At 62.1% G+C, this 25,308-nt stretch carries 22 protein-coding genes; 16 read left to right on the top strand and 6 right to left on the bottom strand.

Annotated features, from left to right (window positions below; translation table 11 throughout):
* Positions 1-20: 20 nt before the first annotated feature.
* Both ASG19_RS14340 and ASG19_RS14335 read right to left on the bottom strand, forming a co-directional pair.
* Positions 21-740 carry a FadR/GntR family transcriptional regulator gene (locus tag ASG19_RS14340; protein WP_062458546.1) on the bottom strand — a complete coding sequence of 240 codons (720 nt, stop codon included), beginning with the start codon at positions 738-740 and terminating at the stop codon, positions 21-23.
* Between the two features lie 26 nt (positions 741-766).
* Positions 767-2,203, bottom strand: coding sequence for an FAD-binding oxidoreductase (locus tag ASG19_RS14335; protein ID WP_062458543.1), 1,437 nt, complete (start codon positions 2,201-2,203; stop codon positions 767-769).
* Between the two features lie 173 nt (positions 2,204-2,376).
* Between ASG19_RS14335 and denD the strand changes: the two genes are divergently transcribed.
* The 4 genes from denD to mce all read left to right on the top strand — a co-directional run bounded on the left by denD (position 2,377) and on the right by mce (position 6,876).
* The gene (gene denD / locus ASG19_RS14330; protein WP_062458540.1) at positions 2,377-3,360 is read left to right on the top strand and encodes a D-erythronate dehydrogenase; all 984 of its coding nucleotides are present in this window, start codon (positions 2,377-2,379) and stop codon (positions 3,358-3,360) included.
* Complete coding sequence (locus ASG19_RS14325) at positions 3,357-4,241, top strand: NAD(P)-dependent oxidoreductase (protein ID WP_062458538.1); 885 nt, start codon at positions 3,357-3,359, stop codon at positions 4,239-4,241. The genes denD and ASG19_RS14325 overlap by 4 nt, the downstream gene beginning before the upstream one ends.
* Positions 4,242-4,323: 82 nt before the next feature.
* Entirely contained in the window at positions 4,324-6,468 is a 2,145-nt protein-coding gene (scpA, locus tag ASG19_RS14320) for a methylmalonyl-CoA mutase (protein ID WP_244476179.1), read from the top strand.
* A gap of 6 nt (positions 6,469-6,474) precedes the next feature.
* Positions 6,475-6,876, top strand: a complete 402-nt coding sequence (gene mce, locus ASG19_RS14315; protein ID WP_062458532.1) for a methylmalonyl-CoA epimerase — start codon at positions 6,475-6,477, stop codon at positions 6,874-6,876.
* 80 nt (positions 6,877-6,956) lie between these two features.
* On the opposite strand, the gene leuD is transcribed toward mce, so the two are convergent.
* Together leuD and leuC are read right to left on the bottom strand one after the other, a co-directional pair.
* The gene (leuD, locus tag ASG19_RS14310; protein ID WP_062458530.1) at positions 6,957-7,577 is read right to left on the bottom strand and encodes a 3-isopropylmalate dehydratase small subunit; all 621 of its coding nucleotides are present in this window, start codon (positions 7,575-7,577) and stop codon (positions 6,957-6,959) included.
* Entirely contained in the window at positions 7,574-8,992 is a 1,419-nt protein-coding gene (leuC, locus tag ASG19_RS14305; RefSeq protein WP_062458527.1) for a 3-isopropylmalate dehydratase large subunit, read from the bottom strand. The genes leuD and leuC overlap by 4 nt, the downstream gene beginning before the upstream one ends.
* Before the next feature lie 125 nt (positions 8,993-9,117).
* Between leuC and ASG19_RS14300 the strand changes: the two genes are divergently transcribed.
* Complete coding sequence (locus ASG19_RS14300; RefSeq protein WP_082476340.1) at positions 9,118-9,864, top strand: SDR family oxidoreductase; 747 nt, start codon at positions 9,118-9,120, stop codon at positions 9,862-9,864.
* A gap of 1 nt (position 9,865) precedes the next feature.
* Here ASG19_RS14300 and ASG19_RS14295 read toward each other — a convergent pair whose 3' ends face one another.
* Both ASG19_RS14295 and ASG19_RS14290 read right to left on the bottom strand, forming a co-directional pair.
* A complete protein-coding gene (locus ASG19_RS14295; protein WP_062458524.1) occupies positions 9,866-10,831 on the bottom strand; it encodes an NAD-dependent epimerase/dehydratase family protein in 966 nt (321 codons plus the stop codon).
* 22 nt (positions 10,832-10,853) lie between these two features.
* On the bottom strand, positions 10,854-12,839 hold the full coding sequence (locus tag ASG19_RS14290; protein ID WP_062458521.1) for an FAD-dependent oxidoreductase: 1,986 nt from the start codon (positions 12,837-12,839) through the stop codon (positions 10,854-10,856).
* 150 nt (positions 12,840-12,989) lie between these two features.
* Between ASG19_RS14290 and ASG19_RS14285 the strand changes: the two genes are divergently transcribed.
* The 11 genes from ASG19_RS14285 to ASG19_RS14235 all read left to right on the top strand — a co-directional run bounded on the left by ASG19_RS14285 (position 12,990) and on the right by ASG19_RS14235 (position 25,207).
* Positions 12,990-13,790, top strand: coding sequence for a GntR family transcriptional regulator (locus ASG19_RS14285; RefSeq protein WP_244473911.1), 801 nt, complete (start codon positions 12,990-12,992; stop codon positions 13,788-13,790).
* The gene (locus ASG19_RS14280) at positions 13,787-15,013 is read left to right on the top strand and encodes an ABC transporter substrate-binding protein (protein ID WP_062458513.1); all 1,227 of its coding nucleotides are present in this window, start codon (positions 13,787-13,789) and stop codon (positions 15,011-15,013) included. The genes ASG19_RS14285 and ASG19_RS14280 overlap by 4 nt, the downstream gene beginning before the upstream one ends.
* Before the next feature lie 82 nt (positions 15,014-15,095).
* Positions 15,096-15,968, top strand: a complete 873-nt coding sequence (locus ASG19_RS14275; RefSeq protein ID WP_062458510.1) for a branched-chain amino acid ABC transporter permease — start codon at positions 15,096-15,098, stop codon at positions 15,966-15,968.
* Complete coding sequence (locus ASG19_RS14270) at positions 15,965-16,939, top strand: branched-chain amino acid ABC transporter permease (RefSeq protein WP_062458508.1); 975 nt, start codon at positions 15,965-15,967, stop codon at positions 16,937-16,939. Before ASG19_RS14275 ends, ASG19_RS14270 begins: the two co-directional genes overlap by 4 nt.
* Before the next feature lie 11 nt (positions 16,940-16,950).
* Positions 16,951-17,697 carry an ABC transporter ATP-binding protein gene (locus ASG19_RS14265; RefSeq protein ID WP_062460365.1) on the top strand — a complete coding sequence of 249 codons (747 nt, stop codon included), beginning with the start codon at positions 16,951-16,953 and terminating at the stop codon, positions 17,695-17,697.
* Entirely contained in the window at positions 17,690-18,391 is a 702-nt protein-coding gene (locus ASG19_RS14260) for an ABC transporter ATP-binding protein (protein ID WP_062458505.1), read from the top strand. Before ASG19_RS14265 ends, ASG19_RS14260 begins: the two co-directional genes overlap by 8 nt.
* A gap of 49 nt (positions 18,392-18,440) precedes the next feature.
* Positions 18,441-19,334: an isocitrate lyase/PEP mutase family protein gene (locus tag ASG19_RS14255; protein WP_062458502.1), complete on the top strand. Its 894-nt coding sequence runs from the start codon at positions 18,441-18,443 to the stop codon at positions 19,332-19,334.
* The gene (locus ASG19_RS14250) at positions 19,331-21,097 is read left to right on the top strand and encodes a hydantoinase B/oxoprolinase family protein (protein ID WP_062458499.1); all 1,767 of its coding nucleotides are present in this window, start codon (positions 19,331-19,333) and stop codon (positions 21,095-21,097) included. The genes ASG19_RS14255 and ASG19_RS14250 overlap by 4 nt, the downstream gene beginning before the upstream one ends.
* A gap of 5 nt (positions 21,098-21,102) precedes the next feature.
* The gene (locus tag ASG19_RS14245; RefSeq protein WP_244476218.1) at positions 21,103-23,199 is read left to right on the top strand and encodes a hydantoinase/oxoprolinase family protein; all 2,097 of its coding nucleotides are present in this window, start codon (positions 21,103-21,105) and stop codon (positions 23,197-23,199) included.
* Positions 23,196-23,810 (top strand): cysteine hydrolase, encoded by a 615-nt coding sequence (locus tag ASG19_RS14240; protein ID WP_062458496.1) that lies wholly within the window; start codon positions 23,196-23,198, stop codon positions 23,808-23,810. Before ASG19_RS14245 ends, ASG19_RS14240 begins: the two co-directional genes overlap by 4 nt.
* A complete protein-coding gene (locus ASG19_RS14235) occupies positions 23,807-25,207 on the top strand; it encodes an FAD-dependent oxidoreductase (protein ID WP_062458492.1) in 1,401 nt (466 codons plus the stop codon). Before ASG19_RS14240 ends, ASG19_RS14235 begins: the two co-directional genes overlap by 4 nt.
* The last annotated feature ends 101 nt before the right edge of the window (positions 25,208-25,308 follow it).

Below are 25,308 nucleotides of genomic sequence, written 5' to 3'. Positions count from 1 at the left end.
TGGCCTTTTGAGGTCTGCGCTCAGGGAACGGTGAGTTCCAGATTGAGACGGCCGGACGCGCCATCGAGATGGTCGCGCATGGCGCTTCTGGCCCGGGATGCGTCGCGGGCCGCAATCGCGTCGCGGATTGCCACATGCTCGGCGATCGTCACTTCCACGATCTCTTCCAGCACGGCCTTGGCCCTCGCGGCGTTGATGGTGAGCTGGATCCGCTCGGCGATAAAGCCGATGAACTGGATGAAATAATCGTTGCGGGTCGCAGCCGCGACAGCGCGGTGGAAGGCGAGATCGGCAACGATGCCTTCCTCTGTCCATTTGGCGGCACCGGTCATCTGCGCCAGAACCTCGTCGAGGCGCTTGAGATCATCAGGCGTATGGCTGACGGCGGCAAGCGCGGCCGCCTCGACCTCAAGCGCGAGACGCAGCTGGAACAGGTCGCGGAAATTTTCCGGATCGGTCAGATCGGCTGGCTCGACGCGGATCATCTGGCGACGATCCTTTTCCGTTGCAAAGGCACCGACGCCCTGGCGTGTCTCCACCAGTCCTTCATTGCGCAACTGTGCGATGGCTTCGCGAACGACCGACCGGCTGACGCCGAATGTCTGGGCAAGAAGATGTTCGGTCGGCAGCTTTTCTCCGGACGCGATCCGCCCCTCGACGATCTCGCGTCCGATTTCCGCGGCGATCCGGGCCGGTAGATGCGCGTTGCGCCTGATCTGATTGAAATCCGTCAAAGCCAAGGCCGCCTTCCTGTTCCGGATGGTTTCTACGACTCTGCCAACAAATTCAACTGGCATCCCGGGTTCATGACGAGGTCGGGATCGATCGCCCGCTTGATCGCCGTGAGCAACCTGCGTTTTGTCTCGGGAAGCCTGACATCGAAATCCATCTGCTTCAAGCGGCCGATGCCGTGTTCGGCGCTCATGCTGCCAGCATATTGATCGACCACCTCGTTGAGCACGGTCTTCGACCGATAGATCCGTTCAGCCTTGTCCGCTGCCGAAAGATCCGAAGGCGGCAGACAGTTGAGATGCACGTTGCCATCGCCCACATGGCCGTAGGACACGCAGATACAATCGGGCAGGGCGGCATGGATCGCCTGTTCGGCATCACGGACGAAGGCCGGCAGCTTCGAGAGCGGGACGGAGACATCGCTTCGCATGTGCGCGCCGCGCTTTGCCTGTCCCTCGTTCATGCCCTCGCGGATCAGCCAGAGGTTCTTCGCCTGTGCCTGAGAGGATGCGAGCGTCCCGTCGAGAACAAGACCGTCCTCCATCACGCCTTCCAGAAAGCGCTCCATCAGGTCCTGGATATCGACAAGGCCGGATCCGGAAATCTCCATCAGGACATAGGCGGGATAATCGCCCGACATCGGCAAGGGCAGGTCGGGGATCGCTTCTCTCGTGAGTGTCAGGGCGAGCGGCGGCATGAATTCGAAGGCCGACATCAGATCGCAGCAATCCCGGCGCGCCCGCCGATAAAGACTAATGACGTCTTCGAGTGAGGTGAGGCCGAGCAGCGCAGTCGCAACCTGATCGGGGTAGGGGGAAAGCTTGACCGAAACGGCAGTGATGATCCCGAGCGTGCCCTCGGCACCGATGAACAACTGCTTGAGGTCTATGCCGCGGTTGTCCTTGCGCAGCGTCGAGAGCCCGTTGAGGATCGAGCCGTCGGGCAGCACCACTTCAAGTCCGAGCACCAGCTCGCGGGTCATGCCGTAGCGCAGCACGTTGATGCCGCCGGCATTGGTCGAGACGTTGCCGCCAATCCGGCAGCTGCCCTGCGCGCCAAGCGCAAGCGGAAAGAACATCGCCTTGTCGGCGATCGCGTCCTTGAGTTCGGAGAGGATGCACCCCGCCTCGACCACGGCGGAAAAATCGTCTGCGTCGATATTGCGGATCGCGTTCATCCGCTCGAGGCTGATGACGACCTGGCGTGCTGGATCATCAGGCGTACCGCCGAGCACGAGGCCGGTATTGCCGCCTTGCGGAACGATCGCCAGGTTCAGCGCACGACAGGCCTCGACACAGGCGGCGACGTCCTGCGTCGAGCGCGGCCGGAGCACGGCAACGGCGCTGCTGGAAACGTCGCCGTGCCAGTCGCGGCAGTAGCGTGCAATCTCCATCTCGTCGCGGATCACGATGTCGCTGCCCAACGAGGCGGTCAGCGACATGGCCGGGCTATCCTCAAGATCCAATGCCATGGTGTCTCTCCCTTGGGCTCATCCGTCCGCTCTTTGGAAAGGCGCGGCTTCTTGATAACCTCTTTTTCACCCGGTAAGGCTGGACAAACCATATAAGGTTATCAGACAACCGTACAAGAAAAATCATGCCGGGTTCGCAACGTTCTGCGAACTCTTCGGAAAAGGGAGGTTCCATGCATATCTTGATTATCGGCGCGGCCGGAATGGTCGGGCGCAAACTGACGACGCGGCTGCTTCGGGAGGGAGCGGTCGGTGGCGCCGCGATCGAAAAATTGACGCTGGTCGACGTGGTCAGTCCGGAAAAACCCGAAACCACCGTGGCGATCGACAGTTTCGCGGTGGATCTGTCGACGCCGGGCGTCGCCGAAACCCTGGTCGAAGGTCGCCCGGATCTGATCTATCATCTCGCAGCCATCGTCTCGGCCGAAGCCGAACTCGATTTCGACAAGGGTTACCGGATCAATCTCGACGGCACGCGCTATCTGTTCGATGCGATCCGCCTGGCCCACCAGGCTGACGGCTACAAGCCGCGCGTGGTCTTCACATCGTCCATCGCCGTGGTCGGCGCGCCCTTGCCGCTGTCGATCCCGGACGATTTCCACCTGACGCCGCTCACCAGCTACGGCACCCAGAAGGCGATGTCTGAACTGCTTCTGGCAGACTATTCGCGTCGGGGATTTTTCGACGGCATCGGCATTCGCCTGCCGACCGTTTGCATTCGCCCGGGCAAGCCGAACAAGGCCGCATCCGGCTTCTTCTCGAACATCCTGCGCGAACCGCTGATCGGTGAGGAAGCCATTCTGCCGGTGCCTGAAAGCACCCGCCACTGGCACACGTCGCCGCGCTCGGCGGTCGGGTATCTTGTCCATGCGGCGGATCTCGATCTGGCGCAGCTCGGGTCGCAGAGAAGCCTTTCCATGCCCGGCGTCAGCGCCACGGTCGGCGAGCAGATCGAAGCATTGCGGCGCATTGCGGGCGACAAGGCGGTCAGCCTCATCCGGCGCGAGCCGAACGAGATGATCATGAAGATGGTCGCAGGCTGGGCACCGGGTTTCGAGGGAAAACGCGCGATCGAACTGGGGTTTACGGCCGAGAAGAACTTCGACGAGATCATCCAGGTTCATATCGAGGATGAACTTGGAGGGAAGCTGCAATGACTGTCGCAAACCCCTCGGAAAAGATTGCCTTCCTCGGAACAGGTCTGATGGGTGCGCCGATGGCGCGCCGGCTGCTTCAGGCGGGATATTCTCTCACCGTCTGGAACCGCAATCCGGATAAGGCCAAGGCTCTCGAGAGTGATGGCGCGACGGTCGCGGCATCACCGGCAGAGGCCGTCGATGGCGCAGATATCGTCATCACCATGCTGACGGATGGCAAGGCCGTCGGCGACGTGCTGTTCGAAAGCGGTTGTGCCGAGCGTCTGGCTAAGGGCGCCAAGGTGATCGACATGAGTTCGATTGCGCCGGCCATTGCCAAGGAGCATTCAGCAAAGCTTGAGGAATTGGGCGTTGCCCATGTGGATGCGCCGGTGTCCGGTGGTGTCGTCGGTGCCGAGGCCGGCACGCTGGCGATCATGGCGGGCGGCGATGCGGATGTGGTCGCGAGCCTCCACGACGTGTTTTCGGCAATGGGTCGGGTAACGCATGTGGGCCCGAGCGGCGCGGGACAGATCTGCAAGCTCGCCAACCAGCAGATCGTTGCAGTCACGATCGGCGCCGTGGCCGAGGCCATGATCCTTGTCGAGGCCGGTGGCGCTTCCCGCGAAGCCTTCCGCAACGCGATCCGCGGCGGTTTCGCCGACAGTCGCATCCTCGAAATTCATGGTCGCCGCATGGTCGAGCGGACGTTCGAGCCGGGTGGCACGGCAAAGAACCAGTTGAAGGATCTCAACGCCGTCATGGACGTTGCCGACGCCCTCTCCCTCACGCTGCCGCTGACAAGTGGGGTGAGGGCGGAGTTCACCGATTTCGTCGAGGGCGGCGGTGGGCCGCTCGATCACAGCGGATTGCTCCTTCATCTCGAAAAGCTGAACCCGTAGTTCTTTGGAAAGGCTTGACCCGGCTGGCTGAGGCGATACCTGATAGGCTGTCGATTGAAACGAAGCGCTGAGGGGGATGCTTTTGTCAAAAGATAACGGGGAAAAGACCCAGGCCTGGAAAGCTCTTGCCGAGCGGGAGCTGAAGGCTTCGCCTGACACGCTGGTCTGGCACACGGCTGAAGGGATCGACATCAAGCCGCTTTATACGGCTGATGATCTCGAGGGTATTTCGCATCTCGATACGATGCCGGGGATCAAGCCTTTCGTGCGGGGTCCGCGGGCGACGATGTATGCCGGTCGCCCTTGGACGATCCGTCAATATGCCGGTTTTTCGACGGCGCAGGCTTCGAACGCCTTTTACCGGCGCAACCTTGCCGCGGGCCAGAAGGGCCTGTCCGTCGCCTTCGACCTTGCCACCCACCGCGGCTATGACAGCGACCACCCGCGCGTCGAGGGCGATGTCGGCAAGGCGGGCGTGGCGATCGACTCGGTCGAGGACATGAAGATCCTGTTCGACGGCATTCCGCTGAAAGACATGTCCGTGTCGATGACCATGAACGGTGCGGTGATCCCTATCCTTGCCTCTTTCATCGTCGCCGGCGAGGAACAGGGTTGCGAGCGCTCGCAGCTTTCGGGCACGATCCAGAACGACATCCTCAAGGAGTTCATGGTCCGCAACACCTATATCTATCCGCCCGAACCCTCGATGCGGATCGTTGCCGACATCATCGAATACACCGCAAGAGAAATGCCGCGCTTCAACTCGATCTCGATCTCCGGCTATCACATGCAGGAGGCGGGTGCGACGCTGGTGCAGGAACTGGCCTTCACGCTGGCGGACGGCCGCGAATATGTGCGTGCCGCGATCGCCAAGGGCCTCGATGTCGACGAGTTCGCCGGACGCCTGTCCTTCTTCTTCGCCATCGGCATGAACTTCTTCATGGAGGCGGCGAAGCTGCGCGCCGCCCGCCTTCTGTGGTCGAGGATCATGGAGGAGTTCGCGCCGAAGAAGCCGGGCTCGCTGATGCTGCGCACCCATTGCCAGACCTCCGGTGTGTCTCTGGCCGAGCAGGATCCCTACAACAACGTCATCCGCACGGCATACGAGGCAATGTCGGCCGTGCTCGGCGGCACCCAGTCGCTACACACCAACGCGCTCGACGAGGCGATGGCACTGCCGACCGAATTCTCCGCCCGCATCGCGCGCAACACGCAGCTGATCCTCGCCCACGAGACAGGCGTCACCAAGGTCGTCGATCCGCTGGCCGGCTCCTATTATGTCGAAAGCCTGACCAGCGAGTTGGGCGAAAAGGCCTGGGCGCTGATCGAGGAGATCGAGGCGCTCGGCGGCATGACCAAGGCTGTCGCCGACGGCCTGCCGAAACGGCTGATCGAGGAAGCGGCGACGCTGCGCCAGGTGAAGGTCGACCGCGGCGAGGAAATCATCGTCGGCGTCAACAAGTACCGGCTCGAGACGGAAGACGATATCGACATCCTTGCCATCGACAATACGGCCGTGCGCAACGGCCAGATCGAGCGGCTGGAAGAGGTGCGCCGCAAGCGCGATTCCGGCAAGGTAGCAGCGACGCTGGCAGCCCTTGGCGAGGTGGCGACGTCGGGACGCGGCAATCTGCTGGCGGCTGCCGTCGAGGCGGCGCGCGCGCGTGCCACGGTCGGCGAGATGTCGGATGCGATGCGCAAGGCATTTGGCGACCATGCGGCCATGCCGGATGTGGTCAGCGATATCTATGGCCCCGCCTATGAGGGCGACCCGGAATACGAGACGCTGACCAGGCGCCTTGCCGAGTACACGTCGACCAAGGCCAAGCCGAAGATCATGGTCGCAAAGCTTGGCCAGGACGGTCACGACCGTGGCGCCAAGGTCATCGCCTCGGCCTTCGGCGATATCGGCTTTGAGGTTCTGGCCGGCCCGCTGTTCCAGACGCCGGAGGAAGCTGCGGATCTTGCGATAAAGCAGAAGGTCCAGGTCGTCGGCATGTCATCGCTGGCCGCCGGTCACAAAACGCTTGCCCCGCAGCTGGTCGAGGCGCTCAGGCGCAAGGGTGCGAAGGATACCATTGTGGTAGTCGGCGGCGTCATTCCGCGACAGGACTACGACTACCTCCTTCAAAACGGCGTCGCTGCCGTGTTCGGGCCCGGTACAAACGTCCTCGATGCCGCCAACGCCGTGATCGATCTCCTTGAAGGGAAGCGCAGAAATGTGTGAGGAACGATGATCGGGAAGCTCAATCACGTGGCAATCGCGGTGCCGGATCTGGTAGCGGCAGCCGATCAGTATCGCGGCCTCGGCGCTTCGGTCTCCGCACCGCAGGATTTGGCCGAGCACGGCGTGACCGTTGTCTTCGTCGAACTGCCCAACACCAAGATCGAGCTTCTCCACCCCTTCGGAGAGACGTCACCGATCACGAGCTTTCTGGACAAGAACCCGTCCGGCGGCATCCACCACCTGTGCTTCGAGGTCGACGACATTAAAGCCGCCTCCGCAAGGATCGTCGAGACGGGCGCACGGATTCTGGGCGATGGTCAGCCGAAGATCGGCGCACACGGCAAACCGGTGATCTTCGTTCACCCCAAGGACTTCCAGGGCGCGCTGATCGAGTTCGAGCAGGCCTGACGGGTAACTGTTGGCTGCCTGCGAGCGCCACCCAACGCAACGAACCAATCGAGATCACGCGCCGAACTTGGCGCAGTCGCTCAGATCGAAGCGGGGATCTCCTGAAGCCATGGGTGGCGTTCTTTGTCCGAGACCATGTAGCGGGCAATATCGTCGGCGTAGCTTGCGGTGAGGTCGAGATCATCCCAGCCGTTAAGGAGTTTAGTGCGCCAGACGGGCTCGATCTCGAAGCGGAAGACTTGGTTGGCGAGTCGGATCTCGCAGGTGTCGAGATCGACAAAGGCACGGTCCTGGCTATTTTCGATCAGCGAGAGAATGGTCTCCGCATCCTCTTCCGTCACCTGTGCCGGCAAGAGGCCGTTATTCACCGAGTTCGATGCGAAAATATCGCCGAAGCTCGGTGCGATGACACAGCGAAAACCGTAGTCGACAAGCGCGTAAACGGCCGCCTCCCGCGAGGAACCCGCGCCAAAATTACGCCGTCCCACAAGGATTTCGGCGCCTGCGCGGGCAGGGTTGTTCAACGGGAAATCCTGGATCGGATTTCCTTCTCCGTCGAGCCGCATGTCGTAGAGAAGATACTGGCCGTATCCCTCCGATCGCGAGCGCTTCATGAAGCGCGCTGGGATCAGCTGATCGGTATCGACGCTTGCAAAAGGCAGCGGCGCGGCTTTTGCGTCGAGGGTCTTGAACGGTCTCAACTGCGGCCTCCCATCAGATCTCGAACATCGGTCAGGTGACCGGTCACCGCGGCCGCAGCGACCATGGCCGGCGACATCAGGTGCGTGCGCGACTTCGGGCCCTGACGGCCTTTGAAATTGCGGTTGGTGGTGGATGCGCAGCGTTCGCCGGGCGGAACGAGATCACCGTTCATGCCGACACACATCGAACAACCGGAATCGACCCATTCCAATCCGGCATCCACGAAAATCCGGTCCAGGCCCTCTTGCTCGGCCTGCTGTTTCACAAGCGACGATCCTGGTGACACCAGACCTGGAACGGCAGATTTGCGGCCGGAAAGTACGGCGGCTGCGGCTCTGAGGTCTTCGATGCGGCTGTTGGTGCAAGAACCGATAAAGACGCGGTCGACCGGAATTTCTGTCAACGGCATGCCGGGTCTCAGGCCCATATAGTCGATCGCTTCGCGCGTATGGGCCGCGCGTGACTCGTCGGTCATGTCGTCCGGCAACGGCACGGCCGACGTGATCGGCAGCGCGTCTTCGGGGCTGATACCCCAGGTTACGACAGGTGCAATCTCGCTGCCGTCGATCACCAGCTCGCGCTCGAAGGCGGCGTCGCCATCGCCGCGCAGGGAAAGCCAGGCCTCGGCTGCACGCTCGAACAGATCGCCTTTCGGTGCGAGCGGCCGGTGGCGCAGGAAATTCACCGTCGTCATGTCTGGGGCGATAAGGCCGCAACGCGCGCCGCTCTCGATCGAGAGGTTGCAGAGTGTCAGCCGACCTTCCATCGACAGCCCCTCGACCGCCGAGCCCGTGTATTCGATCGCATGGCCCTGGGCGCCATCGGCACCGATCGCGGCGATCATCGCCAGTGCCATGTCCTTGGCGGTGATTCCAGGCCCAAGCTTGCCGTCGAAGCGGACCCGCATCGATTTCGGCTTCTTCTGCCACAGCGTCTGGGTCATCAGGACATGCGCCACTTCCGAAGCGCCGATGCCGAAGGCGATTGCGCCAAAAGCGCCATGCGTCGAGGTGTGGCTGTCGCCGCAAACGATCGTGGCGCCGGGCAGCGTGATCGCCTGCTCCGGACCGACCACATGGACAATGCCCTGGCGCGGGTCGTTTAGTCCGAAGATGCGGACGTCATTGGCAAGACAGTTCTCCTCCAGCTGGGTGATCATCCCAGCGATGGCGGCATCGATCTTCGAAATGTCGCGTATCCGCGTCGGCGCGTAATGATCGACGATGCCGAAGGTGAGGTCTGGCCGGGAAACCCGTGCGTTCTTGTCCTTCAGCTTGTTGAAACCGTGGAACGATCCTTCGTGAACCAGGTGCCGATCGATGAACAGCAACTGCTGACCATCGCTCTGCGATGCGATCACGTGGTTCTGCCAGATCCTGTCGAACAGTGTCTGTGGACGGTGTTCCCTCAGCATTATCAACTCCTCAAGGCCCGCCAAGGCCCTCAAAATCTGTATTGAGATTAAGACAGATTCAATTTGCAAATCAAGCGATGATGACAGACGATCCGAAGTGTTCGAATTCTCCTGAAGGGTGATGCATGTTTTCTCCTCAATGCCTTGAAGGCCGCGTCGTCATCATCACCGGCGCGGGCGGCGATATCGGGCGGGCGATCGCCAAGAGGTTCGCCTCGGCTGGCGCAAGCGTCGCGATGCTCGATCTCGACGCCGTTCCAACCGATGGCTTTGACCCTGATCGCTGCCTTGCAATGCCATGCGATGTTGCCGATCCGGCTTCGGTCGAGGCCTGCATCGACGCGGTCGCGAGCCGCTTCGGCCGTATCGACATTCTCGTCAACAACGCCGCAACCGAAACCCCGCTTGGCACCGTCTGCGACATACCGTTCGAAAGCTGGCGCAAGACACTGGATGTCAATCTCACGGGCGCTTTCCTGATCTGCAAATACGGCGTGCCGCATCTCGGCAGGCAGGGTGGGGTCATCCTCAATATCGCGTCCCAGCTCGGACATGTGACGACGCCCGGGCGTGCCGCCTATTCGGCCAGCAAGGCCGGGCTGCATTCGCTCACCCGCAGTCTTGCGCTCGACCACGCCGACCAGGGCATTCGTGCCGTCAGTCTTTCGCCGGGAGCTGTGCTGACGAGCCGCGTCACCCGACAGGCCGGCAGCGAGGCGGCGGTCATCGAAGCGCTTGCTCCGCTTCATCCGATCGGCCGGATCGGCACACCGCAGGAAATCGCCGCGACGGCGCTTTTCCTCGTCTCGGACGAGGCAAGCTTCATCACCGGCACCGACGTGCTGGCCGACGGCGGCTATACGGCGCGGTAGTTCACGAGGCATTGGTCTGAAGCCAGCCGACATAATCTGCGCAGGCCTCGTCCGGTGTCATGAAGCGGAAACCGAAATCCGTTTCGAACCTCTTGGCCGAGACCGCATGGCGACGTCGGGAGAGGTCGTCGTTGAAGGCGATCGCGCTGTCGCTGCCATCGGCCTTTCCGTCAGCAAAGCGCCAGCCGGGATAGGCTTTTGCCAGATGCGCACAGAGGCGGCTCACATGCCAGGTTTCGCCAACACTGAGATTGTAGAGATCGGACGGCAAGCTTTCCCGCGTTGCAAGCAGCGCAAGCGCTTTCGCGATGTCTCGGCTGCTCGTCCAGTCGCGGGCGCCTCCTGCAGGCAAGAGAACATCCTCACCCGCCACGGCCTTGGCGGCGATCTGGAATGGCGGGCTCATCGTTTCGCGCACGCCGGTTTCATGCTCGTGCGGCCCGAACACCGCGGTGATGCGCGCCCGCACAGTGGATATGCCAAAACTTTTCCCCGCTTCGACAACCAGTCTTTCGCTGGCAAGCTTGGTAAAGCCGTAAAGCGTCGTGGGCATCGGGTTCGTCTCTTCGGTCACGGCTGCGCCATCGAAGGGCGCCGCGCCGTAGACGGCGGAGGAGCTCGGGTAGACGAAGCGGCGGATGCCGGCTTTCCGACCCTCCTCAAGCAGGATCGCGACCGAGACCGTATTGACGTCGAAGGCGTCGCTTGCCGATGCGATGGCACTCTTTGGCCCAAGGGTGATCGCAGCCGCATGGATGATGCAGCTAATGTCGTGGCGCGAGAGAATGTCGGCGATCGCCACGCGATCCCGCACGTCCGCCAATTCGACCGTGACACCCGGCTTCACGGCAAAGGCTGTGGGAAGAGCGCGATCGTTGAGGGCAACGACTGGTTGGCTCTGGGCATTCAAGACCTCGATCAGGTTCAGCCCAAGGAAGCCGGCGGCACCCGTTATCAGAATGCTCATCGAGTGTTACTCCTTCCAGATCTCATAGGTCTCGAGCCGAGAGATGGCCGTGATAGACGGCTTCAAGGGCCGTGCGCGGCGCAAGGTTGTCGCCGATCTGCCGGACAGGCACGGCAAGATGACAGAGCTGCTGGAACAGGGACTGGTCCGCGAAATTGTGTTCGGCGGCGACGACACCGGTGAACCCGAGATGCAACTCACTCTCGCCGGTCGAGAGATCCTCGACAGTCAGGGTCTTGCCGTCGAAGCCTGTAACCTTCCGGAGCGTGGCGATCCTCACCCTTTTCTCGCGCAGCCGTTTCAGGTTTGCGAGTGTCGAATAGATGGTCGTGCGCCAGGCGATGCCGCCAGCCGGCGAAAAGAACGTCACCTTTTTGCCGAGGTCGGCGAGATGTTCCGCAAGCGTCAGTGCGGCCCATTCGCCGGTGCGGTCGAACAGCGCCACGTCGCTTCCGAGGGCTGCCGGATCGTCCAGCGCCTCGACGATCGTGAAGGCCTTTCCGCCACCGGCAAATTCTGTGCGAACCGGCGTCGAACCGGTCGCCAGAAACACCGCATCGGCCGCAAAATCGGAAATCGATCCAGCATCGGCATGCTTGCCTGTTATCACCGTCACACCGAACCGATCCAGATCGGCAATCTGCTCTTCCATCAGCGTTCGGAACTCAGCGCGCTTCGGCATCTTCACCGCGTCGCGAAACTGCCCGCCGAGATCGTCCTGCTTTTCCCACAGCGTCACGATATGGCCGCGCTCCGCTGCCGTCCGGGCCGCCTCCAGTCCTGCCGGTCCGCCGCCGACCACGAGCAAGCGTTTGGGTTGTCGCGTGCCGGTCGTGGCAAGCTCCGGCCATACGCCTTCCAGCCCGGCACGCGGATTGACAAGACATCGGATCGGCAGGTTCTTTTCCAGCATCCCGGCGCAACCCTGATTGCAGGCAATGCAGGTGCCGATTTCGTTCATGCGGCCTTCGACCGTCTTGTTGACGATGGCCGGCTCGGCAAGGTGGGCACGCGCCATACCAACCGCATCCGCGCCACCGGCCGCAATGATCGCGTCGGCTTCCGCCAGTGTGTTGAACCGACAGACGGCGAAGACGGGTATGTCGTGGCCACGGCTGCGCAAAGCGATGCGGATCCGCGCCGGCAATGACCGGAATGGTTCCGGATCGATCGCCATGTCGGCCATTTGCGAAGCGAGCGAATAGGAGGCGTGATAGGCGGAGTGCGAGACATTGAAGAAGTCGATCTTCTCGGCCGCCGCAAGTGACACCGCGGTCCTCTCGGCCTGATCGATGGTGATCCCGCCCTCGACATACTCATCGCCACTGAGGCGAATGCCCAGACAGAAATCGCGACCGACTTCCGCGCGGACAGCCTGCAGGACCTCAAGCGGAAACCGCATCCGGTTTTCCGCCGAGCCGCCATACGCGTCGTCACGGTTGTTCGAAAGCGGTGAAAGGAACTGCTGCAGAAGATGGCCATGTGCCATCTGCAGCTCGATCCCCTCGAAGCCCGCCGCCATGAGATGGCGCGCGGTCAGCACATGCCCTTCGATCACCGCATCCATGTCGGCGCGATCCATCGGGCGTGGCGGCAGCGCGGATGTCGCCCACGCAATCGGCGATGGGCCCCAGGAGACCGTTCGCTCAAAATCGCCCTCAACCTGCCGGCCGAGATGGATGATCTGGCCAAGGATCCGCGCGCCTTCCGCTTTGACAGCCTCGGTAATCCTGCGGAACGGTTCGATACAGGCAGGGTCGAAGCCACAGACGGCCTGCGGCCGGCCAAGCGAGTTCGCGTGAACGCGGATGGATTCAAAGATGATCGCACCGACACCGCCCCTCGCACGTTCACGGTGATAGGCAAGGTGGCGCTCGCTCGGCAGGTGGTTTTCGCCGAAATTGGTCGTGTGCGCCGGAACGAGAATGCGGTTGCGAAACGTGAGATTGCCCACGGCAAGCGGCGCCATCGCACGTGAAAACTCGGTTCCGGCAGATCTCTCTTGCATCGCACAATCTCGCATGTTGCACTGCATATAGGCAAATACGTCTGCTGAGTGTTATATGGGCATTGACGAGATCTGTCAGCCGTTTTATACAAAACCTGTATTAAAAATAAGATAGATTGGGAGCTCACGTTGAGGCCGGCGACCGAACCCTTGAAGACTCAGAAGGTCTATCTTCTGCTGCGGGACAAGATCGTTTCGGGCGAGCTGAAGGCCGGCATGCGCCTGCCGAGCGAGCTTGCGTTGGCTGAACAATACGGGGTTTCGCGGGTCACGGTCCGGCTCGCGCTCGATCTGCTTTCCGCGGAAGACCTCGTCGACAAGCGGGTCGGATCCGGCACCTATGTGCGGGGCTCCAACTTTGCCCAGATGGCCACGGCCGACCTGTCGAATGCCTTTGCGCACCTCATTGAAATGGGGCGGACAACGGCGGTCAAGCTGATCTCTTTTGACTATATCGAGGCGCCCGAGAAGGTTGCCGAGGCCTTGCATCTCGAAGACGACGAGCGGGTTCAGAAGTCGGTGCGCGTGCGCTCCTTCGACGACCTTCCCTTCTCGTACCTGACAGCCTACGTGCCCGAACGTGTCGGTCGAGAATATTCGCGTGAAGACCTTGCCCATATGGCTCTCCTTGAGCTGATGGAGAGAGCCGGCCTGCGTGCTGAAACGGCGTGGCAGGAAGTGGGTGCGGTTCTTGCCAATCCGGAAGTGGCCGAGGCGCTGGGTATCGGTGTGGGCTCGCCCCTCATCGCGCTGACCCGCGTCGTCTACGGCAAGGGAGGGCGCGGCATGGAGTATCTCCAAGCGCTCTACCGTCCCGATAGATACAGCCTGCAAATGAACCTCGTACGCAAGGGCACTGAAGGGAGCCGGCACTGGAGCCCTACGTCCGAGGTCTACCGTAACGAGCGGGCATCCGGCCCCCGCAATCCTAAGAGGGTGGTGAAGGAATGAAGAAGCTCACGAACTCGGTCTCCCGGCGCACGGTGCTGAAAGTTGGCGGTGTCTCGGCGATGGTCCTTGCGGCACCCGGTCTCAGCCGGGCACAGGCACCGACGGTCAAGATCGGTCTGCTGCAGCCGATGACCGGTGGCTTTGCCGGAGACGGCGATCTGGCACGGATCGGCGCGGAATATGCGATCAAGGAAATCAACGATGCCGGCGGCATCAAGTCGCTCGGCGGCGCCAAGCTCGAACTTCTGATCGGCGACAGCCGTTCGAATGCCGAAGCCGGCGCCCAGGCGACCGAACAGCTGAAGGCGGATGGCGCTGCGATCGTCGTCGGTGGTTTTGCCAGCGGCATTTCCATGACCGCGACCCAGGCCGCGGCCCGCTACGAGCTTCCCTTCATCATCGACTGCGCCGTCTCCGACGCGCTGATGACCCGCAACCTCAAAAACGTCTTCCGTTTCAACCCGAGCTTCTCGATGGCGGCCGACGTCGCGCTGAAGAACCTCGTGACCATCAACGACGCTTCCGGCAAGGCCGCAAAGACTGTGGCGATCGTCCATGAAGACGGTCTTCTCGGCTCGGGTCTCGCCAAGCTGATGCAGGCTCGCCTGCCTGCCCTCGGCTTCGAAGTGGTCGAGGCGATCTCGCACCCGACACCGGCGCGCGACATGTCGAATGTTGTTCTCCGCCTGCGTTCGCTGCAGCCCGACCTGATCATTCCCTCGCATTACTTCAACGAATTCGTGCTGTTCGCCCGCACACTGCAACAGCAGCGGGTCAAGCCGAAGGGCGGTATCTATGCTCTCTTCGGCGGTGCGGCCTCCAGCTACCGGTTCGTCAAGGAATTCCCGGAAGCGGCAGAAGGCGTGATGGACGTCAACCACTGGGGCGATCCCAAGAACCCCACCAACGACAAGCTGATGCAGGCCGTTCAGGCCGCCGGCAAGTTCTACGCCTACAACGCGCCGATCAACTATTCGGTTGTCAAGGTCGCAGCGCAGGCGCTGGAATTTGCAAAGAGTGCCGAAAGCGGCGCGATCATCGAAGCCTTGCAGAAGAACGAGTTCGACAGCGGCGTGATGCCCTACGGCAAGTCGAAGTTCGATGCGACCGGCCAGAACGTCAACGCGCTTCCGCTCAATACCCAGGTTCAGGGTGGCCAGATCAAGGTCATCTATCCGGAGCAGTTCGCCCAGGCCAAGCCCAAGTTCCCGGCCAACGGCTAATCCATACCCAGCGAGTGCGGCAGGCCCGGGGCGGCGTTTTTGTCCCGGGCCATTCCGGCAAGCCCTTCTTCGAAGGAAAATCATGTATTCGCCGACAATCATTTTCGAAGCGTTGATGAACGGCCTGATGCTCGGTGCCGTCTATGCGCTGATCGCCCTCGGGCTCACCCTCATCTATGGCGTGCTGCACATCGTCAATTTCGCCCACGGCGCCTTGCTGACGGTCGCGATGTATCTCGTCTGGCTGGCCTCTGACAGGTTCGGCCTTGATCCCTACGTGGCCATCCTCGTCGTCACGCCGTTAATGTTCGCGATCGGCTATTGTCTGCAGCGTTTCATCATCGGTCCGGCCAGCCGCGGCTCCGACAACGGCATATTGCTTGCCACCCTTGGTCTTTCGATCGTCATCCAGAACCTGCTTCTCGCCGGGTTCAATTCCGACACCCGCACGATTGCGACAGATTACGCGTTCGAGATCGTGCCGCTCGGTCCGCTCCTTCTCTCGCTGCCGAGGGTGATCGGGCTCGGAGTCTCGGTCGTGACCGCCGTCCTTCTGTGGGCGATCCTCAACCGCACCGATATCGGCAAGGCGATCCGCGCCGTTGCCAAGGAAAAACTCGGGGCCAGCCTTGTCGGGATCAATGTCGCGCATGTCTACGCCATGACGTTTGCAATCGGCACCGCCTGCCTGGCGATTGCTGGCGGCCTGCTGATGCCTTCGTTCTATGTCAGCCCCACCACAGGGGCGGCCTTTGTTCTCGTCGCTTTCACCATTGTCGTTCTCGGCGGCATGGGCTCGATCCCCGGCGCCCTGATCGGCGGCCTGCTGATCGGCGTCGTGGAAGCCATTTCCAGCCTTTTCCTCGGCGATAGCCTCGGCCAGATCGGTATCTTCCTCATTTTCATTCTCGTGCTTCTGGTGAAGCCCACCGGCCTGTTTGGAGCACGCGCATGAAGAAGAACTTCGAATTCATCGCGGCCCTTGCCTTTCTCGGCGTGGTCGGCATCGCAGCCATTGCCGGGCTGCCGGGCAATATTCTCAACCTTCTGATCTTCATGATGATCATCGCACTCACAGCGCAGGGTTGGAATGTTCTCGGCGGCTATGGCGGGCTCTCCTCCTTCGGACACGCGGCCTTTTTCGGTACCGGCGCCTATACGACAACGATCCTGCAGACCAGCTTCGGCATCAATGCCTGGGTCGGCCTTGTCTGCGGCGTCATCCTCGGTGCGGCCGTTGGCGCCATGATCGGCTTTCTGAGTTTTCGGGCAGGCCTGAAAGGATCGTATTTCGCGCTGATCACGCTGGCATTTGCGGAAGTGCTGCGCATCCTTGCCAATAGCTGGGATTTCACCGGCGGCGCTGCCGGCATGATGGTCTCGATCAACAACGGCTTTGCCTATCTGCAATTCTCCGACCGCCGCTGGTTCCTGCTGATCCTCATCGGCTTCGTGGCAGGCGGCCTGCTTCTGACCCGTTGGCTGGAACGATCCGCCTTTGGAGCCTATCTCATCGCGCTTCGTGAAAACGATCAGGCGGCACAGGCGCTCGGCGTTGATATCTTCAAGATCAAGATGCAGGCGATCACGCTGTCTGCCGCAATCACTGCGCTTGCCGGCTGTCTCTACGTGCAGAACTTCCTCTTCATCGATGCCAATGTCGCCTACGGCTCCTGGATTTCGATCGAGGCGCTGTTTGCCGCGATCGTCGGCGGCGCAGGCACGATGCTCGGGCCGCTGATCGGCTCGGTCCTGCTTTTGGGTCTCGGCGAAATCACCAAGTCGTTTTCGGGCGGCATCGCCGGCGTCGATCTCGTCGTCTTCGGCATCATTCTCATTCTCTGCGTCGCTTTTGCACCGAACGGGATCAGAGGGTTCGTGGCGGATCTCTGGTATCGGCGCAAGAGCCGCGGCAAGGCGATGTGAGGGGCATGACCATGTTGAAAGCGCACAATCTCACCAAGCGATTTTCCGGGCTTCTCGCCGTCGACGATGCAACGATCGACGTGGCGGAGGGTTCGATCACCGGGCTGATCGGTCCAAACGGGGCCGGCAAGACGACGCTGTTTGCAATGATCGCCGGCTTCCTCAGCCCCAATGCGGGAACCGTCACGTTTCAGAATGAGGACATTACCGGCGAGAAACCGCACCTGAGGGCGCGTCGCGGACTGGCGCGGACGTTCCAGATCGTCCAGCCTTTTGCGGGTCTCGACGTTCGCGACAACATCGCCGTCGGTGCCTTCCTGCACACCAAGGATCCGGCCGAGGCGAGGCGTCTTGCGACCCTGACGGCTGAGAAAGTCGGTCTTGGCCACGAACTCGACAAGCTTGCCTCGGGCCTCACGATTGCCGGCCGCAAGCGGCTCGAACTGGCAAGGGCGCTGGCGACGAAGCCGAAGCTGTTGCTGCTTGACGAGGTGCTGGCGGGTCTCAATCCATCCGAAATCCGCGATGTTTTGCCGATCATCCGGCAGATCCGCGAGGAGGGTGTCACGATCCTGATGATCGAACACATCATGCAGGCGGTGATGAACCTCTGCGACACCGTCTACGTGCTCTCGCAGGGTAAGATGATTGCAAGCGGCGAGCCGCGTTTGGTGTGTACCGATACGGCTGTCATCGAGGCCTATCTCGGCCACGGCGCTGCAGCGCGCATCAAGGCGGAAGGGGCAGCCCATGCTTGAGATCGCAGACCTGCGCGCCGGCTATGGCGGAACCGAAGTCCTTCGCGGCCTCAGCCTTTCCGTCGGCAAGGGCGAGGTGGTCGCCGTGCTCGGCTCGAACGGCGTCGGCAAGACCACGCTCAACAAGGTGCTGTCAGGAGTGCAGCCCGCCCGCAGCGGCTCGGTGCGTTTCGACGGCCGTGAGATACTGGGCACCAGCGCTCGCGATATCGTCGCATCCGGCCTCATCCACGTGCCGGAAGGTCGCAAGATCTTCCCCAACCTCACCATTCTGGAAAATCTCGAACTCGGTGGCTATTGCCGGCCGAAGCGGGTCCGGGCCGGCAATATCGAAAAGGTGTTCTCGATCTTTCCGCGGCTGGAGGAACGGACCCGGCAGTACGCGGGCACGCTTTCAGGCGGTGAGCAGCAGATGCTGGCGATCGGCCGCGGCCTGATGAGCGAGCCGAAGCTGCTGATCCTCGACGAGCCTTCGCTCGGCCTGTCGCCGCTTCTGGTCGAGGAGATGTTCTCGCTCATCCGCCGCCTGAGCGACGATGGCCTGCCGATCATGCTGGTGGAGCAGAACGTCATGCAGTCGCTGGACCTCGCGAGCCGGGCCTTTATCCTGGAGAACGGTTCGGTCGCACTATCAGGCGATGCCGCCGAACTTCGCGGCAATCCTGAATTGAAACGGGCTTATCTCGGCCTTTGAGCGACAAGAACACGGCCCAGAGAGGCCGGCAAGAACAAGGAAACATACCATGAGTCTCAGCCAGGATTTGAAGAGCGGCATTCCGATTGTCGCGCCTGGAGTGTTTGACGCCCTCACGGCGTCGATTGCAGCAGGCGCCGGCTTTCGCGCAGTGTATTTGAGCGGCGCGGCCATCGCCTACACCCATCTTGGGCGACCCGATATCGGCCTCGTGTCGATGGCGGAAGTGGCCGACCGGATCGCGATGATCTGCGACCGGATGACCGTGCCTGTCATCGTCGATGCCGACACGGGCTACGGCAATGCGCTCAACGTCCAGCGCACCGTCCGGCTGTTTGAAAAGATGGGCGCCCAGGGCATCCAGCTTGAAGACCAGACGACGCCCAAGCGCTGCGGTCACCTGAACGACAAGTCGGTCGTCTCCACCGCAGAGATGGTCGGAAAGATCAAGGCAGCCGTCGACGCAAGGGCAAGCGAGCAGACGCTGATCATCGCGCGCACCGATGCGCTGCAGATGGAAGGGATCGATCGGGCACTGGAACGCGCGCATCTTTATGCGCAAGCCGGTGCCGACATCCTGTTCGTCGAGGCGCCGAAAAGTGGCGAGCAGCTGGGCGATATCGCCGGCGCGCTGAAGGGCGTAAGGCCACTGGTTGCCAACATGGTCGAGGGCGGCACCACCCCGATCCACAACGCGGCTGAATTGTCGGAGCTCGGCTTCCAGATCGTCATCTTCCCGGGCGGAATCGTCCGGGCAATGGCGAAGACGGCGGTCGATTATTACGCCTCGCTGGCCGCTGCCGGATCCAACGCGCCTTTCGCGGACCGGATGTTTGATTTCAACGGGCTCAATGCGCTGATCGGCACGCCCGACATGCTCGCGCTCGGCAAAAGCTATGAAGATGCCGATCGCCAGGACACACGAGAAGAGGACGCGAGATGAGTTCGCAAGCTACCGTCACACGTGATGCAGTGACGCTTGATCCCGTAACTTTGGCGGTGCTGAAGGGACGGCTGGAACAGATCGCGGACGAGATGGATGCGACGCTCTATCGCTCGGCGTTCAACCCGACAATCGCCGAAGCCAAGGATGCCTGCCACGGCATCTATCACGCCACGACCGGCGACACGCTTGTGCAGGGCACATCCGGCCTGCCCATCTTCGTCGGAGCCATGGCATTTGCCGTGCGCGCCGTCATCTCCAAGGTCGAGCGGGAAGGGGGCTTGCAGGAGAACGATACGTTCATCTTCAACGACCCTTACGAAGGCGGGACGCATCTCAACGACTTCCGGCTGGTGCGGCCGATCTTCCGCGATGGAAAGCTGTTCTGCTGGATGGCCTCGGTCGGTCACTGGCTCGACATCGGCGGCAATGTCGCCGGCAGCTACAATCCGAAGGCGGTCGAAAGCTTCCAGGAAGGCGTGCGGATCCCGGTCGTCAAGCTGATCTCCGCGGGCACGATGAACAACGATATCATCGAAATCCTGTCCGCCAATTCCCGCGTTCCGATGTCGAACTGGGGCGATCTCAACGGTCAGCTCAATGCGCTCGATCTCGGCGAGAAACGGCTTGGCGCTCTTCTCGGTGAATATGGTCCAGCGACAGTCGATGCGGCGTTCGAGGCTTTCTCGAACCGCGCCGAAGCGCTGATGCGCTCGGCGATCGCTTCGATCCCCGACGGTAACTATTCGTTCGAAGACGTGCTCGACAATGACGGCATCACCGACGAGATGCTGACGGTGGCGCTCGACCTGACGATTTCCGGCGACACGATGGCGCTCGATTTTTCGCGCTCCACCCAGTCGGCCCAGGGTCCGATCAATATCTCGCGCTCGACGACGATTGCCGCCTGCTACGTGGCGCTGAAGCATATCTTCACCGAAGTGCCGGCGAATGCCGGTTGCCTTCGCCCGATCTCGTTCAATATCGTCGACAATTCGCTGCTCGGCGCAAATGCTCCAAAGCCGGTTGCCGGCTATACGGAAACCATCCTGCGGCTGATCGGCGTCGTTCTCGGCGCCATCGCCCAGGCTGATCCGGCGCGTGCGACTGCGGCTCCGTTCGGCACGATCAACGCATTGTCGCTCGCCGGCTACAGGGCGGACCACAAGCGATGGGTGATGTTCTCGTTCTTCGGTGGCGGTCTCGGCGGCAATCCGATGTCCGACGGCTTGAACCATGCCAACAACCCGATTTCGACGGCGACCATTCCACCGGTCGAGATCCTGGAAGCCGCCTATCCCGTCATGTTCACGCAATGGGCGCTGCGGCCGGATTCGGCCGGTGCCGGAACCCATCGCGGCGGCGTCGGTTCCGTCTATGAGCTGGAGCTGCTCACCGGCGCCGATGTGGCGCTGCTCGGCGAACGCGGCAGACGCGCGCCGTTCGGCGTCGTCGGCGGAGAGTCTGCGGCATTGAACAGGTTCTCGTGGCAGACGGAAGATGGCGGCGAAGCGGTTCCGCCGATGGCGTCGAAGATCACCGATCTGAGGCTGAAGCCCGGCAAGCGGATCCGGTTGGAAACACCTGGGGGCGGCGGCTGGGGCGATCCCCACGGGCGCGATCCGGATAAGGTTCTGCATGACGTGCGCCTCGGCTTCGTCAGCACCAGCCAGGCGGAAGCCCTCTACGGCGTGGTGCTCGGCGCAGATGGCGAGATCGACCACGAAGCAACCGACAAGCTGCGCAAGGGAGTGGCCGCGTGAGCGATCTGGGAACAACAAAACAACAAAATGAAAAACTGGGCCAGTCGGGATTGGGCCGGATCGTCGGCGTCGATGTCGGCGGCACCTTTACCGATCTCTTCTATTTCGATGAAGCTTCGGCGAAATTCCGCACCAACAAGGTCCCCTCCAACCGCGGTGATGAAGCTGTCGGCTTCCTCGATGGTCTGAGGGGTTTCGGCGCCATCGCTGACCTCTCCTCGATCGTGCACGGCACGACCGTCGGCACCAACGCGCTGCTCGAGCGCAAGGGCGCCAGGGTTGGCCTGATCACCACCGAAGGCTTTCGTGACGTACTGGAAATGCGCCGCCGGGACCGGCCCAATACCTGGGGCCTGTGGGGCGATTTCATCCCCGTCGTTGAACGCGACATGCGTCTGGAAGTGGCGGAACGCACGCTTGCCGACGGTACGATCCGTCTGGGCGTCGATGTCGCTGCCGTGCGCGTCGCTGCCGAAAAGCTGAAGGCGATGGGTGCTGAAGCGCTCGCGATCGTCTTCGTCAACGCCTATGCCAATCCCGAAAACGAGGAGCGTGCGGTGGAAGCCGCCCGTGCCGTCTGGGACAACGAGAACCTCGCCTGCTCGACGCAGATCCTGCCCGAAATCCGTGAATTCGAGCGCACGTCGACGACCGTTCTCAATGCCTATCTGCAGCCGGTGGTCGGCTCCTATCTCGGCAAGCTGGAAACGGCACTGGCAAGCGAAGACTTCGCCGGCCGCTTCCATATCGTCCAGTCGAACGGCGGCGTCATGTCGACGGAGACGGCGCGCAGGCTTCCGGCCCGCACAGCGCTGTCCGGTCCGGCGGCAGGCGTCATTGCCGCAGCCGCGATCGCAAAAGCGGCAGGCTTTCCAAACGTCATCACCGGCGATCTCGGCGGCACGTCCTTCGATGTCTCGCTGATTGCCGACGGCAAGGCAGCGCTCGCGGCCCAGACGACGATCGATTTCGGCCTCGTCATCCGCACACCGATGATCGAGATCACCACGATCGGTGCCGGCGGCGGTTCGATTGCGCATGTGGATGCCGGCGGCCTGCTGCAGGTCGGCCCCGAAAGTGCCGGCTCGCGGCCCGGCCCGGTCTGCTACGGTCAGGGCAATACCCGTCCGACGCTGACGGATGCCAATGTCGTGCTCGGCCGCATCAATGCCGACCGGCCGATCGGCGGCAAGCTTGCCCGTCTCGATGTGGAGGCCGCCAAGGCCGCGATCGACCAGCATGTCGCAAAGCCGCTCGGCCTCGGTGTGATGGAAGCGGCCGAAGCGATCGTGAAGATTGCCGACAGCCGCATGGCCGGCGCGATCCGGCTGATGTCGATCGAGCGCGGTCACGATCCGCAGAAGTTCGCGGCCGTTCCCTTCGGTGGCGGCGGGGCATTGCATGTCTCGGCGCTGATTCGCGAAGTCGGGCTGAAGGCGGCGCTTGTGCCGCGTTATCCGGGTGTGACATCTGCGCTGGGTTGCGTCATCGCCGACATCCGCCACGACCAGGTCCAGACCTTGAACCTCTCGCTCGAGGGCATCGACGTTGCGGCGATCGACGCCCGCATGGTCGAGGAGGCGGGCAAGGCGCGCGCCGTCGTCGAGGATGCGCATCTGACGGTCGAGCGGATCGATACGCTGTTCGAGCTCGACATGCACTATGTCGGTCAGACCCATACGGTTCGGGTCACACTGCCGGCAACGATCAGCGGGAGCCAAACCGATGTCAGCGAGGCGATGATCCAGCAGGCTTTCGAGGATGCCTATCAGGCAAGTTTCAGCCGGCTTCTGCCGGGTGTTCCGATGCGGATCGTCAACCTTCGCACCAGCGCGATCGGCATTCGTCCGAGCTTCGATCTGAAGGCGCTGGCCGCACCTGTCGATACGACGGTTGCCTCCGCAACGACGGGCTCGCGACAGGTCTGGTTCGACGGCGCCTGGCATGAAACGACGATCTACGATCGCCTGCAACTGCCGGAGAGTTCCGAAATCCAGGGCCCGGCGATCCTCGAACAGCCGGATGCAACGACAGTCGTCTCGCCGGAATTCAAGGCACGCGTCGATCTCTACGGAAATATCATCGTGGAGCGGAAATCATGAGCGGACATTCGATCCCCATAGAAAAGACCGGCCTGATCATCGTCGATCTGACCAATGATTTTCTGGCCCCCGACGGCGCCTATGGCCGTGCCGGTCAAGGCGCGCCTGAGATCGCGGCATTGCAGGAACGCATCAAGCCACTTGTGGACGTAATGCGCGCAAAAGGCGGCTACATCATCTCGGCCCAGTTCACGCTGGTGCCGGGCAAGGGTGGCGAGCCGATCATCTCACCGCATCTGAAGGAACTCCGGCCCTTTCTCGGCAAGGGCGATTTTGCGCCAGGCACCTGGGGCAACAGCCTGATCGATGATCTGGCGCCGGCCGATCTCATTGTCGAGAAAGTCGCCTATTCGGCGTTCTACATGACCCGGCTCGAATGGGTCCTGCGCAAATGCGGCATCGAGAAGCTGGTGGTCGGCGGCATCGTCACCAATGGCGGTGTCGCCTCCACCGTTCGTGACGCCCATGTCCGCGATTTCGAAACGATCACCCTGTCGGATGGTTCGGCCGCCTTCTCGCAGGAAACGCACGAGACCGCGATCGCAGCATTGAAACCTGTCAGCCGGATCGCGACAATCGAAGACATGATCGCCGAGTTCGACGCCCAATGAGAAAGGTCGAAGTCTCGGACCGGGAATTCGAGGTGATGGTGCCGCTTGTCGTGATCGGCGCCGGTGCCGCCGGTATGGTTGCAGCACTTTCCGCCAATGCGGGAGGCGTCGAGGTGATTGTGCTGGAGCGCGATCCGCTGCCGCGCGGCTCGACGGCGCTGTCGGCCGGCCTCATTCCGGCAGCAGGCACGCGCTGGCAGCGCGCGATCGGTGTCGAGGACACGCCGGAAGCCTTCGGGGCGGATATCCTGCACAAGGCGGATGGCGAGCCGGATGTGGATCTCGTTCGGCTGGTCACCGAAACAGTCGGACCAACGCTGGAATGGCTGGCGGAGGACCACGGCCTGGCATTTTCGCTTGTCGACAATTTTCGCTATCCCGGTCACGCGCACCTTCGAATGCATGGTCTCCCCTCCCGGTCTGGCGAGGAACTGATCGATCGTCTGCGCGACGCCGCGGAAGAGGCGGGCATCGATATCCTAACGGAAGCGCATGTGGACACGCTTGTCGTCGGATCTGACGGCAAACCGCGCGGCATGACCCTGTCACGCCCGGATGGTTCGAGGGAAGACATCGGCTGTGAGGCGGTGATCCTTGCCTGCAATGGTTATGGCGGCAATCCGGCACTGGTGGCCGAACACATTCCGGACATGCGGGATGCACTCTATTTCGGTCACCCAGGTAACCAGGGCGATGCGATCGTCTGGGGTGAGGCGCTGGGTGCTGCGACCCGGCATCTGAGTGGTCATCAGGGCCATGGATCGGTCGCCCATCCTGCCGGGATCCTGATCACCTGGGCGACCGTGATGGAAGGCGGCTTCCAGGTGAATGTCGCAGGCGAACGCTTTTCCAACGAGGCGAAGGGGTATTCCGAGCAGGCGTCCAACGTGCTTGCCCAGCCGGAAGGGATCGCATGGACCGTGTTCGACACGCGGATCGCCGAGATCGCCGGCCAGTTCGAGGATTTCAGAAGCGCCGAGCGTATGCAGGCGATCATCGAGGCCGATACGATCGAGGCGCTTGCGGAGCGGATGCAGGTCTCGCCGGAGAAACTGACGGCAAGCTTCCGTGCTTTCGAGAATTGCAAAGCCGAGGGTGGGGCGGACCCCTTCGGCCGTTCTCTGGCAGACGTGCCGCCACTTCGAGCGCCCTTCAAAGCGGTAAGGGTCACCGGCGCACTCTTCCACACCCAGGGCGGGCTTGTTGTTGACGGCGAGGCACGTGTGGTTCGACGCGACGGTTCGACCATCGCAAACCTTTTTGCCGCCGGAGGCGCCGCCTGTGGCGTATCGGGCAGCAAAGCGAGCGGCTACCTGTCCGGGAACGGTCTCCTGACTGCAGTGGCGCTCGGACGCATTTCGGGTCTTCGCGCCGCCGCTTACCTGCGCAACTGCTAGAATCGAAGGACAGCCGGAAACATCTCGTTCGTCACAGTTACCGTACCCAACCCGTCCATCTCTTGTTTCCACGCCAGTTTGCGCTAAGTCAAAAGTCGCAA

Origin of the sequence: Rhizobium sp. Leaf306 (genome assembly GCF_001423425.1) — a bacterium.
GTDB classification, from domain to species: Bacteria; Pseudomonadota; Alphaproteobacteria; order Rhizobiales; family Rhizobiaceae; genus Neorhizobium; species Neorhizobium soli.
This window is presented reverse-complemented; position numbering and strand designations above follow the sequence as displayed.

What these genes read in the sequence shown, in the direction of transcription:
- ASG19_RS14335 (WP_062458543.1), bottom strand. Translation starts at nt 2,203, where the DNA reads ATGGCATTGGATCTTGAGGATAGCCCGGCCATGTCGCTGACCGCCTCG.
- denD (WP_062458540.1), top strand. Translation starts at nt 2,377, where the DNA reads ATGCATATCTTGATTATCGGCGCGGCCGGAATGGTCGGGCGCAAACTG.
- ASG19_RS14325 (WP_062458538.1), top strand. Translation starts at nt 3,357, where the DNA reads ATGACTGTCGCAAACCCCTCGGAAAAGATTGCCTTCCTCGGAACAGGT.
- mce (WP_062458532.1), top strand. Translation starts at nt 6,475, where the DNA reads ATGATCGGGAAGCTCAATCACGTGGCAATCGCGGTGCCGGATCTGGTA.
- leuC (WP_062458527.1), bottom strand. Translation starts at nt 8,992, where the DNA reads ATGCTGAGGGAACACCGTCCACAGACACTGTTCGACAGGATCTGGCAG.
- ASG19_RS14300 (WP_082476340.1), top strand. Translation starts at nt 9,118, where the DNA reads ATGTTTTCTCCTCAATGCCTTGAAGGCCGCGTCGTCATCATCACCGGC.
- ASG19_RS14295 (WP_062458524.1), bottom strand. Translation starts at nt 10,831, where the DNA reads ATGAGCATTCTGATAACGGGTGCCGCCGGCTTCCTTGGGCTGAACCTG.
- ASG19_RS14290 (WP_062458521.1), bottom strand. Translation starts at nt 12,839, where the DNA reads ATGCAAGAGAGATCTGCCGGAACCGAGTTTTCACGTGCGATGGCGCCG.
- ASG19_RS14280 (WP_062458513.1), top strand. Translation starts at nt 13,787, where the DNA reads ATGAAGAAGCTCACGAACTCGGTCTCCCGGCGCACGGTGCTGAAAGTT.
- ASG19_RS14275 (WP_062458510.1), top strand. Translation starts at nt 15,096, where the DNA reads ATGTATTCGCCGACAATCATTTTCGAAGCGTTGATGAACGGCCTGATG.
- ASG19_RS14270 (WP_062458508.1), top strand. Translation starts at nt 15,965, where the DNA reads ATGAAGAAGAACTTCGAATTCATCGCGGCCCTTGCCTTTCTCGGCGTG.
- ASG19_RS14265 (WP_062460365.1), top strand. Translation starts at nt 16,951, where the DNA reads ATGTTGAAAGCGCACAATCTCACCAAGCGATTTTCCGGGCTTCTCGCC.
- ASG19_RS14260 (WP_062458505.1), top strand. Translation starts at nt 17,690, where the DNA reads ATGCTTGAGATCGCAGACCTGCGCGCCGGCTATGGCGGAACCGAAGTC.
- ASG19_RS14255 (WP_062458502.1), top strand. Translation starts at nt 18,441, where the DNA reads ATGAGTCTCAGCCAGGATTTGAAGAGCGGCATTCCGATTGTCGCGCCT.
- ASG19_RS14250 (WP_062458499.1), top strand. Translation starts at nt 19,331, where the DNA reads ATGAGTTCGCAAGCTACCGTCACACGTGATGCAGTGACGCTTGATCCC.
- ASG19_RS14240 (WP_062458496.1), top strand. Translation starts at nt 23,196, where the DNA reads ATGAGCGGACATTCGATCCCCATAGAAAAGACCGGCCTGATCATCGTC.
- ASG19_RS14235 (WP_062458492.1), top strand. Translation starts at nt 23,807, where the DNA reads ATGAGAAAGGTCGAAGTCTCGGACCGGGAATTCGAGGTGATGGTGCCG.